Raw genomic sequence first — 12,121 nt, 5'->3', positions numbered from 1 at the left:
GCTTTAACTGATCGGCATTACCTGAAAATCAGAGCTCTTTTTTTTATTCGAAATCAGATAGACCGACTTAGCGAGTACGAATCTAGCGAGAACTAAATTCTAACTGAACGTCATCGTCCTGCTTGTGCATCCAGTGTAGACGCATACCCAGCATAATCGCGGCTGACGTTAGACCGACGATGAAACCAATCCAGAAGCCGTGCGCACCCATAGGGTCAACAATCCAATCTTTCATACCCAAGATGTAACCGATAGGAAGACCAAGCAACCAGTAAGCCACAAAGGTGATGTTGAAGATTGAACGCATGTCTTTGTAGCCACGCAGAGCACCCGCAGCGATAACTTGGATGGCGTCAGTACATTGATAAACCGCCGCGAACAACAGCAACTGCATTGCAACGGTAATTACCGCGGTGTTCTCTGTGTAAAGTAATGCAACCTGTTCTCTGAACAGGACAGTTAACGCCGCTGTCATTAAGGCTGTCACTAAACCAACAATGATACCCACGTGTGTCGCTATCTTAGCGCCTTCGGTGTTGTTTTCACCCAACTTATGCCCAACACGAATACTCACGGCTGCACCGATACTCATTGGAATCATGAAGACCAGCGAAGAGAAGTTGATCGCGACTTGGTGCGCGGCAACAATCAACGAGCCAAGTGGGGCAACCAACAAGGAAACAACCGCAAACAAGGTTACCTCGAAGAAGATAGCGGCCGCGACTGGGAAACCAAGTCTAAACAGACGGATTTGAGCTTTAAGTTGCGGTTTATGGAACGTACCGAAGATGTTGATTTTCGCCAAACGCTTTGATGTTAAAACGTAAGCGAACAGCAGAGCAAACATCACCCAATATACGATAGCCGTTGCAACGCCACAGCCAACACCACCCAGAGTAGGAGCACCAAGTTTTCCGTATACGAACATCCAGTTAAGCGGGATGTTTAATAGCAAACCAATAAAACCAATCACCATCGCAGGCTTAGTTAAAGACATACCATCGGTAAAGCTTCGCAATGTTTGGAACAACAAAAACGCAGGTACAGCAAACATCACCGCATTCATATAGCCGATGGTCTTTTCCGCCATGAGTTGTTCAATGTCCATCCACTCCAATATCAATTGTGTTTGAAAAAGCACACCAATGATTGGAAGGGAGATGACGAGCGCTAAAAATGCGCCTTGTTGAATTTCGAATGGAATTTTTACTTGTCGACCAGAACCATTCAGTTGTGCAACGACAGGAACCAACGCCATCAATAGACCAACACCAAATAGGATTGATGGTAGCCAGATACTTGCTGCAATCGAAACCGCCGCCATATCGATAGCACTTACGCCACCGGCCATTACGGTATCAACAAAACCCATTCCAGTTTGTGCAACGGATGCGATCAATACTGGGGTCGCAAGTTTGATTAGATTCGAGGATTCTTCTTTGTAACGATGCACAAACAACTCCAAATAAGAGGGAAAATTAGAATAATAGTGTAGGAAAGGACATTCTGAAGGAATCAGAGACAATGATCTTAAGCTTCCACTGGACGAATCATAAAGAAATGTCACAATAACTGCTATGAAAAACTGTTACTAGAATACTAAATAGGAATCTTATGTTTACAGGTATCGTTCAAGGTATGGCAACACTGGTTGCTATCAACAAAAAAGAGTCGTTTCAAACTCATACCATTGAGCTAAGCGATGAAATGGTTGAAGGATTAGCCATTGGTGCTTCAGTAGCTCATAACGGTTGTTGCTTAACGGTAACGGAAATTTCAGGTAACCAGATTGCTTTTGATTTAATGCAAGCGACATTGCGATTGACGAACTTAGGCCAACTGAATGTTGGTGACAAAGTGAATGTTGAGCGTGCAGCAAAGTTTGGTGACGAAATTGGCGGGCATAGCATGTCTGGCCACATTACTCTGATGGCTAACCTAGTCGATGTGATTAAAACAGAAAACAACCGTACGCTTTGGTTTGAGCTGCCTCAAGAATCAATGAAGTATGTGTTGAGTAAGGGTTACATCGGCGTTGATGGTTGTTCATTGACGATTGGTGAAGTGGAAGAGAACCGTTTCTCTGTTCACCTGATCCCAGAAACTCTGAATCGTACTCTGTTTGGCGGCCGTGAAGTAGGCGACCAAGTAAACATTGAGTTCGATCCACAAACGCAGGCAATTGTTGATACTGTCGAGCGTGTATTAGCGAACCAGAAATAGCCACTAAGCGTATTGAATCGGTGGCAATAAAATCACACCGATGACCAAATTAAAAAAGAGCACGTGAGGTGCTCTTTTTTGATCATGGTTTAAACGAGAAACTGATTGTCAGAATACTTGTTCATCATCGGCATCAATCGAAAGGTTGATTCTGTCTCTTACTTCGTCAACCTGCATATCCAAATGAATGGCATTGCAACACGCTGGACAATCATCATAGAAGTCTTGGCTACCATTAGATGCATCAAGCGTGATGTTAATACCGTGCCCACAATGCGGACAGGAGACATGTTTCTCTGTGTATTTATGCATGGCAAATTCTCCTCACTGTAACTGATACCAATCGTATTCGGTTATAAACAGCTGTAATTGGTATTAAACGGCCTGTATCTTCTGAATGCATGCTTCAGTGTGTGCTAAATATTCGCCGCCAAATTGATTGCAGTGGTTAAGAAGATGGTACAAGTTGTAAATGTCTTTCCGATCAGTATAGCCAACGTCGAGTGGATTGACGCTCTGGTAACCTTCATAAAACTCTTTAGGGAAACCTTCAAACAATTCCGTTAATGCCAAATCGCATTCATGGTCCCCCCAGTAACAAGCCGGGTCGTAACAGATTGGCCCAAAGGCTGAATTTGCTACATTGCCATTCCAAAGATCCCCATGAAGCAAAGAAGGGCGAGGGTTGTGGCCAGCAAGACGCATATTCACCACATCAACGATGTCATCGATATCACCAAACTCGATGCCTTTCTCTTTGAGCAGTTGCAGTTGGAAACCAATGCGTTGCTCAGAGAAAAAGCGACCCCATTTCTTATGCCAAGGGTTGGGTTGAAGTGTGCTGCCGATATAGTTGTCTTGGTCGCAACCAAACTCTTTTTGCTCGCCCCATTGATGAAGCCGCGCAAGCTGAACGCCGAAATCGAAGCTATTGTTGCCCGTCTCGAGCGGTTTGGTCGGCAAGTAATTCAGAATAATGAACGAGCACTCTTTGGTTTTGCCAATAAGCACCAACTCAGGAACGTAAACAGTGGAGGTTTCTCTTAACAAGCGTAAGTTCTCAGCTTCAATTTCAAACTTAGGTAAAAATTCTCGCTGATTCACTTTCACAAAGTAACGCTCATTACCATCGCTGATCATATAGCAATCGTTAATGTCGCCACCAGAAACCTTGGTACGTTCAGTAATCTGAAAGTTAAATAGAAGAGTATCTGAAAGTTGTTGAGAAATGGCCTGCCACATAGGAAATCCTCAAAGACTGAAAGTTAAAAAGATTGAAGGTTAGAAATACTGTTTGTTTAATAGCAATAGTTTAGGATAAATCTGAACAATTTATAGACGCACTCGTCAATGTTCTTAGCTCTTCTTCATCTTACGTAGAATCAATTGGCCGAATTGTGAACTCGAACTGATTCAAGCTCTTTGAAATACAAACATAAATTGAAAACCTGACGTGATGAAATAGTTTGGAACTGGTCTCACAATCGAAACGGTTTTGAACGCCACAAACTGGAAAAGAGGTTTGAGCTTGTTATTGTCTAGCGACTAAATCAAATGAGCTTTTAGAGTAAGTTGAAAGGGCTATTGTTAACTGGCGCAATACTTTGCTTCAAAGTTTGTCTTACACTTCTTTAGCGTGAATTTACTTATGTCGTAAGTAGGCAGGTATACCACATAAAGCTATATCGATTTAATTTTAAGCTGAAATACTAACTAGGATCATTTAAATGTAGTTTTGGGCAATAAAGTGATGACAAATAGCTTCATTTACATAGTATTAGGCAAGTACGTATTAATCTGCTCTAGAGCTTAAAACGGAGAATTATTGTGGTTGTAGAAACCGATGGCTATTTGGCTTTAATCGAGCACCTATCATTCAACCTTGATGTGTTTACCAATAGTAATGGTGATACTGGAAACGAAAGTGTCGAAGACATTGTTACCGACATGATTTCAACAAACATCATGGCTATTTTCGAGCAAAACCCAGAGTTGCATTCGAGCGTTCGTTTTCAACTTTTGAAAGAAGCAGATGCCGTAGTAGCGGATCTTGGTGAAGTATTAGCGGGTGTGTGGGCTAAGAAAGCGACTAACGAACAAATTGTATTCCTCGATGAGTACATCGCGTTAGTGAAGAACCTGTTTGATACTGCTGTTGCTAAATACGATTAACGGTTTGTTTGCTCATTTATCGTCGTAATTAATCAGCATAATAACAACGGGCGTTTAAGTCGTATCTTTCTAGAGTTACCTCGCTCAGCGGTTTATCTTTCGAACCGCTATAAACGCCTAAAGTGCCAAAACTTGGATGCCCAGTAAGGGTTATCTAACCTAGAAATAATGACACCTTTCGATGTCGAGGCATGTAGAAATTGGTTGTTTCCTAAATAAACGCCTACATGTCGCACCGTCATCGAAGTCTTGAAAAACACCAAGTCACCGCTTGTTGCCTGCCCATACGCAATTTCTTTTCCCTTTTTACTCTGGTCTTTTGTGGTTCTTGGTAGAGCTTGTTGAGTCGCATTTTGCACGGCGATTTGAACAAAAGCAGAGCAATCTATACCTCGAAATGAGGTCCCACCGAAATGGTATGGCACGCCTTTCCACTGTTCATACACGCTCATATAAGCGTTTGTAGTCAATTGTTCTGACTTTGATAGGGGTTTCTGTGCGGTTTGACTAAGCTGAGAAGGCGAAGGTGACGAGCTACAAGCAGCCAATGTTGCTAAAGTTATTGTAACTACAGCCATTTTTCTGATTTTCATATGTAACTCTTCTGACAAAAAACTGAAATAAAAACGTCATCAAGGACTTCTAGTATACGACCTAACTTAAGGATATCTCTTTTCGTAGTCAAACTGGATTTCACATGCCCGACACAAATTTATCAATAAAACCCTCACGTTATACATTCTCGCTCATTCAAACCGTCACTGCTGTATTTATTTCCATTCTTTTACTTGTTACTTTTTTATCAATGGTTAGCATTCGGGGCGTTGAACGGGTCGGGGGACATTTTGATGCACTCTCGGAACAAGCATTACCCCTTGCTCTACATAATGCCGAATTAACGCAAAGCGTATTAGAACAAGTAAAACTTCTCACTTACAGCACCCAATCAACCGACTTAGATACACTGAATGCCACAAGGGGCTCAATTGACCAACTCGCGACAGAGAGCAATACCACGCTAGAGGAACTCCTTTTTATCTCCCAATCTTTTCCTGATGCAATCTCTTTAGAGCAACAACAAAACCTTGTCGATGACATGGCGCAACTGCAAACCATGACCAACACGGTACTGCTGGCACAGATCGAAATTCAAAGTAAGCAAAATCTGATCGACAGTAAAATGGGCGAGTTCCGTTATGGCGTTGGGTCTATCGGACCAGAAATGAATAGAATCAGCTCATTCTTGGTTGAAGACAACCCAGAAGCGAGCGATGCAGCGAACCGATTTACATCCAGCGCGTCTGCTATGGCGAACACCTTCTTGATGTTGATGATGCAACCTGACATTGATAAAGCACAAGACGAATACCGTCAATTGAGAAACCGAATCGCAGGCCTTAACTTGGCTTACAGCGATTTTGCCGATTGGCATCCAGACATCGTTGAGTTCGCGAGCTTGACGGCGCCTTACGAGATGGTGAAAGAAGGCTTTACCGAAGAAGGCGTGATCAAACAGATCCTCTTGAAACTCGAACTTGTTCAGCAGCAAGAGCAGAACTTAACGCAAGTTATCACCCTCGCGAATACAGTCATAAGCACATTGAATCAGTTGTCTTCTACCGCTTCCCATCTGATTGATGAAAGCGAACTGGTTGTAAATCAAACCATCACCAATATTGATCGTGTGTTGTTTATCAGCGGGCTGGTTATTGCCGTAATCATTGTGATTTTATGGTTCGTGTTACGCCGTTGGATGAATAAAGGGCTAAAAAACATTACTCAACAGTTGAGTTCACTTGCAGATCATGACTTCTCTAAACTGAGTGAATTGCTTGGGCCGCTAGAGCTGCAAGTTATTACTTCAAAACTCAATACGGTCGTCGATTCAACCGCGGATTCGGTTCGTTTGGTAACGCGTAACTGTGAGACGCTTTATCAAACCGCTGAAGTAAGCCACGACGCTGCAGAACAAACTAATTCGAGCTTGAACGAGCAGAACGAATCACTTCAGAATATGATCACCACCATTACTGAACTAGAAGCATCGATTGGTGAGATAGCTCGTATCTCTAACGCATCGAACGACGATGCACAAATAGCAGAAGATGAGTCAGTGAATGGCAGCCAAGTGGTTGGCCTTAACCAACAACGATTACAAGCGCTTGAGCAGTCTCTTAGCATGAGTGAAGAGTCGATGGCTGACTTGGATGGTCGAGTGAAACAGATTCGTGAAATGGTCGATATGATCAGTGGAATCGCTGAAAACACCAACTTATTGGCACTGAACGCTGCGATAGAAGCGGCGCGAGCAGGTGAACAAGGTCGAGGTTTTGCGGTAGTTGCAGACGAAGTGCGTAAGTTGGCGAGCGGCACATCCCAGCAAACCACCAATATTCGTAGCATGATGAACGAACTAGTCGCGGCAGCCGATCGCTCACGTGCTTCTGTAACGGAATCGAGAAGTGAGATGGCCAATGCACTGCAAACCAGTGGCGATGTAAGACAAGCCTTCGAGAAAATCGAATTTGCGGTTAGCCAGATCAAAGGGCGTGTTGAGCAAATCATGGTGGCTACCGAAGAACAAGCTCGTGCAACTGTCGATGTAACGCATTCTATCACTCGCGTGTCTGAGCAGGGCGAAAATACTAAGCTGCAACTTGAATCTATGATCGAGAGTTCAGAGCAAGTCGGAGAGATAGCAGGGCGCCAACAAGCTATGCTTCATAAGTACGTATTGAAGTAAGTGTGTAAACGTCGTCCGGAAGTGGGAATTGCCGCTGAAAGGTGAGAAGCTACGCATATAAAAATGGTGCAATCTCTTATGAGTTTGCGCCATTTTTTATTATTTTCTTGAGGCGTTAGGTCTTGTCTTTCGAATGAGGGAAGGAAGCGAATGGTTGGCGTAACATTAAATCTAGCCGTTGCTCTTTACCATCTTGAATCTCGGGAACACCAATATGCACCTTGTCATGACCAAGCTTGGGTTGGGCGCGGTAAGTCTTAAACCAGATGTCCCACACTGATAAAAAGAAGCCAAAGTTTGAGTGCGTTTCCTTAACAATGACCGAGTGATGAACGCGGTGCATGTCTGGTGTCACAATCACTTTTCTCAATCGTTTATCGAACCATAGCGGAAGACGTGCATTGCTATGGTTAAACATCGCGCTCGCATTAAGAACAATTTCAAAGATCACGACAGCAATGACAGGCACACCAAGTGCGATCACCAAACTCACCTTGATGAGCATTGAAAGAATCATCTCAATAGGGTGAAAGCGCGTTCCGGTTGTGACATCGATATCTAGATCCGCATGGTGAACTCGATGTAGCTTCCACAACCAAGGAACACGGTGAAACACCAAGTGCTGTAGGTAAATGGCACAATCCAAGAGCAATACACAGATCAGAATGGTCAATTCTTTCGGAAGTGACAGGGTATTGAACAGACCCCATTGGTTTTCTTGTGCGATAACCGCCGCTTGAAATGCTGCGATAGGAATTATAGTGGCCAATAGAAAGCTGTTCAAAGCGACTAACGCAAAGTTGTTTCCCCAGCGAAACCATTTGCTTTGAGTCAGTGCTTTACGTGGAAAACGGTATTCCCAAAGCGCACACAGTCCGAAAACGACAATAAAACAAACAAGGCGAAGCAGTGATGGGTCTTGCATGGGAATTCCTTCTATCATTCTAGGGACACTGTAAGTACAATCGTGCCACTTTTCTAGATTTATCGTTATTGTCCATGAGAATCCACGCTTTTCACCGTTTATATCAACACCGTTTGTCTCTTTCTACCAAGCCGTTTAACGCGCGCGGGTGTAAAGTGGTTCGATGTCAGTTCTGTAAAATCAAACAAGACAGCTGTATCTGTGAACATCAACCAGACGTAAATACGAACGTCGCGACCATGTTGATCTTATCGGACAACGAAATACTCAAACCAAGTAATACCGGCCGTTTAATCCTTGATACCGTTAAAGACAGCTATGCCTACCTTTGGCACCGCACTGAACCGAATCAAGAGATGCTTGATGTGCTGAAAGACGATAAATATCAGCCAGTCGTGGTCTTTCCTGAAGATTATACCGATGACAAATCGCGTGTGGTTGCAGATCTTGTTGAAATGCGAGATTCGAACAAGACGTTACTGCTGATCTTTATTGATGGTAGTTGGCGTGAAGCACGACGTATTTTCCGTCGTTCAGAGTATCTGCAAGACTTACCGGTGTTGTCGATCGAACCAGAATCGGTTTCGCAATACATGATGCGTAAGTCAGACAACGAACAACATCTCTCGACTGCAGAAGTAGCGAGCTTGGTTTTGAAACAGGCTGGTGAAGAGCAGGGCGCAAAGACTTTACAGCTGTGGTTTGAGACATTTCGTGAAAGCTACATGCTAAGTAAGACGCGTTATAAGTCCGATCCAACCAAACCAAGCCTGAACGCTTTCATAGAGCACACTAAAAATGAGACGTCACTCTAACCTTTAACCGCTTTGTGCTGACTTGTTGTTCAAACAGATTCGAACACGAGATAAGTTTGTTATCCATCACGGTTTGTAGGGGGAGTGTTATGGATAATGCGTCCTAGATGTTTAATTTGAAAAATTTATTTGCCCGAATTTAGGGAAAAATTGGAGAGATTTCATGTATTACGGCTTCGATGTTGGCGGCACAAAAATTGAATTTGGTGCGTTCAATGAAAAACTTGAGCGAGTAGCAACAGAACGCGTACCAACGCCTACTGAAGATTATCAACTGCTACTTGATACGATTGCCGGTTTGGTGAAGAAGTACGACAGTGAATTTTCTTGCGAAGGTAAAATTGGTCTTGGTCTTCCTGGTATGGAAGATGCTGACGACGGCACAATGCTGGTTGTTAACGTGCCAGCTTCAACGGGGAAACCACTACGTAAAGACCTAGAAGCACTTATTGGTCGTAGTGTGAAAATTGAAAATGATGCGAATTGCTTTGCGCTTTCAGAAGCGTGGGATGACGAGCTTAAAGACGAACCATCAGTAGCAGGCCTAATTCTAGGTACTGGTTTTGGTGGCGGGTTAGTTTACGAAGGCAAAGTGTTCTCTGGTCGTAACCACGTTGCTGGTGAACTGGGCCATATGCGTCTTCCTATTGATGCTTGGTTCCACCTTGGCGACAACGCACCGTTACTCGGTTGTGGTTGTGGCAAGAAAGGTTGTCTAGACAGCTACCTATCAGGTCGTGGCTTTGAATTGATCTACGAGCACTACTTCGGCGAGAAGAAGAAAGCAATCGAGATCATTCAAGCGTACAACGAAGGTGAAGCAAAAGCGGCTGAGCACGTTGATCGTTTCATGGAGCTATTGGCTATCTGTTTCGCGAACCTGTTTACCGGTCTTGATCCACACGTAGTTGCATTGGGTGGCGGTCTTTCAAACTTCGAACTTATCTACGAAGAGATGCCAAAGCGTATCCCTAAATACCTACTGTCTGTAGCGAAATGTCCAAAGATCATCAAAGCGAAGCATGGTGATTCAGGCGGCGTTCGTGGCGCTGCATTCCTTAACATTAAGTAATCGTGACTTAAGTTAAGCTAGCTAAGGTTAGATAGTTAAAAGCACAAATAAAAATGCCGCAATCTCTTTCGAGGTTGCGGCATTTTTTTATAGTTCAGTGTTTTCGTTTCTTTAGCTCTAAGAGCTTAGATCTTAATTACAAACGAAAAGCTAGAAACGACATATCAAGCAAAAGAGCCAGAGGGCTTACTTCTTCTTTTTACCAACACCAAGATTGTCTTTTTGCTTCAACGTAAGCTTAGTAAAGCCAAGCTTGCGGAAGTAGTTGTCTTGGTAGTTGCGAACCGCTTTAGTATCAGAAATCAACTCAAGCTGTTGCTCAGTTTTTAGATACTCAGAGATATCGATGCCTTCAGCTGCAGCAACAGCTTCTTGGATCGTGCGGTGTTCTTGTTTTGAAAACAGTAACTCTTTGTCTTCGTCTTTGTAAGTGTACAGAATGGTACGAGCCATGGTGCTCTCCAATAGAATTATTACTTTGCGCGCACTCTACATAAAAAGCGTACGTGGCTCAAGGTTATGATAAAAAATCTTGAAATATTAGCGATATCAATAAAGCGAGCAGTAAGTCGCAAAAATATTTTATGGTACACTAATCACAATTTATATGTTTGATCGGCTTAAATCTAATTTATGATCAACACGCTTTACCCTCAGATTATGGGAATCATCACTCGAATTCAAAACTATCCTGGAATCAAAGGATTAGAAGAAGTTGATGCGCGAGTAAGAAAGATATGCCGTGACCATAATCAACCGTTCCCAGAGTCTATTGCGCTTTTTCTGAAGGCGTACAAAAGTGATCGCCAAGACAATCTACTTGATGCTGTCGAACATTATAAAACCTGCTTAAATGCAACCCAACCAGAAGAAGTTCAACTCACTGTTTTCGTCAACGGTCTATTGGCGTCGGTTTATAACGATTGTGGTGAATACCAATCGGCTTATGCGTGTTATGCAAAGACGTTAGAGAACTTACATCTTGTTGATGACAATATTCGAGCGCTCATCTATTGCAACCTGAGTGACATGCATTTGAGCTTAGGAAAGTTCGAAGAAGCAAAACAGTATGCACGTAAAGCGGTAACGTCATCTCAGAATGCTAACCGCCAGCTAGATTGTGCAGTGAGCCACCTTAACCTCGCTTATGGTTGTGCGTATACCGGAGAATTTGACCAAGCGATTCGAGCAATCGCTGAAGCGAAGAAGATAGCCGAGTCACTCTCAAGTAATAGAACGTTCGCACTGTGTCACGGATACCTAGCTCAAACTATGGTTCAGCAAGGTAGGGTTCAACAGGGCTGTTTTGCTCCAAGTGACGTGCTTGATGTGTTTTATCAAGCGGAACAATATTTCCTGAAAATCAACGACGACCATAATCGAATGGAAAACTTGGTGTGTTGGTTTCAATATTTGGTGGAAATAGGGGAGCTTGAACAAGCCCAAGAAAGATGTCTTTTCCTTGAGCAGAACTTTGAGCTCAAAAACAGTTACCACTTCTATAGTATTTACGCGAAGACCAAGGCGAAAATCTTTCACCTTCAACAAGATTGTAATGGCCTTGCATCACTGCAAACGGAACATATCGAGCTTTCGGAAAAATACCTCAAGGCTTACGAACGCAAACAAAGCAACCGTATTCTACAAAGCGTGGACACTCTAAGAGACAAACAACAGCACGAAGTGTTTACCCAAATGCAAAAGTACATGGGCGCTATTACCGATATCGGTCAGTTCATTGCTACCGCTCCTGATCTGTATAGCGTGCTTCCTGAAATCCTCAGTAAGATAAACACGATTCTGCCGACGTTCGAATTTGGTATTGCGCTGTATGACGACGAGTCCGACATACTCGACTACCAATACTTTGTCGATACTCAAGGCTTGGTACAAAACCTCAAAGTCACTTGCCAAGATAACCAAACCGTCGGTACTTATGTAATTCGTAAACGAGCAACAGTGCATTTGAACAGCGTCACCGATGATGCGCTAGAGCCTTATGTTGACAAGGCCTCACGTAAAGATGACGACTTAGTGGTGGTTAAAGACAAACCAGACACCAACTCCATCATTCTGACGCCGATCATTCTCAATGAAAGAGTGATAGGGCTGTTGTCCATACAGCATCATTTCCCAACCAATACCAACAACACCATTGTCAGTTAATCGAG

At 43.3% G+C, this 12,121-nt stretch carries 12 protein-coding genes; 6 read left to right on the top strand and 6 right to left on the bottom strand.

What is annotated here, in order from left to right; all coding sequences use genetic code 11:
• Nucleotides 1-82: 82 nt before the first annotated feature.
• Nucleotides 83-1,453: an MATE family efflux transporter gene (locus tag AB4371_RS14260; protein WP_372150177.1), complete on the bottom strand. Its 1,371-nt coding sequence runs from the start codon at nucleotides 1,451-1,453 to the stop codon at nucleotides 83-85.
• Between the two features lie 161 nt (nucleotides 1,454-1,614).
• Between AB4371_RS14260 and AB4371_RS14255 the strand changes: the two genes are divergently transcribed.
• Entirely contained in the window at nucleotides 1,615-2,223 is a 609-nt protein-coding gene (locus AB4371_RS14255; protein ID WP_017065861.1) for a riboflavin synthase, read from the top strand.
• 108 nt (nucleotides 2,224-2,331) lie between these two features.
• Here the strand turns inward: AB4371_RS14255 and AB4371_RS14250 are convergent, their stop codons facing one another.
• Nucleotides 2,332-2,535: a CPXCG motif-containing cysteine-rich protein gene (locus AB4371_RS14250; protein ID WP_017059600.1), complete on the bottom strand. Its 204-nt coding sequence runs from the start codon at nucleotides 2,533-2,535 to the stop codon at nucleotides 2,332-2,334.
• Nucleotides 2,536-2,598: 63 nt separating this feature from the next.
• Complete coding sequence (locus AB4371_RS14245) at nucleotides 2,599-3,465, bottom strand: fructosamine kinase family protein (protein WP_017059601.1); 867 nt, start codon at nucleotides 3,463-3,465, stop codon at nucleotides 2,599-2,601.
• 585 nt (nucleotides 3,466-4,050) lie between these two features.
• Here AB4371_RS14245 and AB4371_RS14240 point away from each other — a divergent pair.
• Entirely contained in the window at nucleotides 4,051-4,395 is a 345-nt protein-coding gene (locus AB4371_RS14240; protein WP_010440912.1) for a DUF3802 family protein, read from the top strand.
• Between the two features lie 107 nt (nucleotides 4,396-4,502).
• Here the strand turns inward: AB4371_RS14240 and AB4371_RS14235 are convergent, their stop codons facing one another.
• A complete protein-coding gene (locus AB4371_RS14235; protein WP_017059602.1) occupies nucleotides 4,503-4,988 on the bottom strand; it encodes a C40 family peptidase in 486 nt (161 codons plus the stop codon).
• 104 nt (nucleotides 4,989-5,092) lie between these two features.
• Here AB4371_RS14235 and AB4371_RS14230 point away from each other — a divergent pair, with 104 nt between their 5' ends.
• Nucleotides 5,093-7,138 carry a methyl-accepting chemotaxis protein gene (locus tag AB4371_RS14230; RefSeq protein ID WP_372150175.1) on the top strand — a complete coding sequence of 682 codons (2,046 nt, stop codon included), beginning with the start codon at nucleotides 5,093-5,095 and terminating at the stop codon, nucleotides 7,136-7,138.
• Nucleotides 7,139-7,253: 115 nt separating this feature from the next.
• Here the strand turns inward: AB4371_RS14230 and AB4371_RS14225 are convergent, their stop codons facing one another.
• Nucleotides 7,254-8,063, bottom strand: coding sequence for a sterol desaturase family protein (locus tag AB4371_RS14225; RefSeq protein ID WP_017070845.1), 810 nt, complete (start codon nucleotides 8,061-8,063; stop codon nucleotides 7,254-7,256).
• A gap of 68 nt (nucleotides 8,064-8,131) precedes the next feature.
• Between AB4371_RS14225 and AB4371_RS14220 the strand changes: the two genes are divergently transcribed.
• Together AB4371_RS14220 and nagK are read left to right on the top strand one after the other, a co-directional pair.
• Nucleotides 8,132-8,878, top strand: a complete 747-nt coding sequence (locus AB4371_RS14220) for a tRNA-uridine aminocarboxypropyltransferase (protein ID WP_081324484.1) — start codon at nucleotides 8,132-8,134, stop codon at nucleotides 8,876-8,878.
• A gap of 163 nt (nucleotides 8,879-9,041) precedes the next feature.
• Entirely contained in the window at nucleotides 9,042-9,950 is a 909-nt protein-coding gene (gene nagK / locus AB4371_RS14215; RefSeq protein WP_017068179.1) for an N-acetylglucosamine kinase, read from the top strand.
• 186 nt (nucleotides 9,951-10,136) lie between these two features.
• On the opposite strand, the gene AB4371_RS14210 is transcribed toward nagK, so the two are convergent.
• Complete coding sequence (locus AB4371_RS14210) at nucleotides 10,137-10,403, bottom strand: DUF2960 family protein (RefSeq protein WP_017063882.1); 267 nt, start codon at nucleotides 10,401-10,403, stop codon at nucleotides 10,137-10,139.
• Nucleotides 10,404-10,583: 180 nt separating this feature from the next.
• Here AB4371_RS14210 and AB4371_RS14205 point away from each other — a divergent pair, with 180 nt between their 5' ends.
• Nucleotides 10,584-12,116: a tetratricopeptide repeat protein gene (locus tag AB4371_RS14205; RefSeq protein ID WP_372150174.1), complete on the top strand. Its 1,533-nt coding sequence runs from the start codon at nucleotides 10,584-10,586 to the stop codon at nucleotides 12,114-12,116.
• Nucleotides 12,117-12,121: the final 5 nt, after the last annotated feature.

It is taken from the genome of Vibrio sp. 10N.261.51.A3, assembly GCF_041471965.1.
Taxonomy (GTDB): domain Bacteria; phylum Pseudomonadota; class Gammaproteobacteria; order Enterobacterales; family Vibrionaceae; genus Vibrio; species Vibrio crassostreae_C.
Note: the sequence above shows the minus strand (reverse complement) of the source record. Positions and strands in the feature narration are given on the sequence as shown.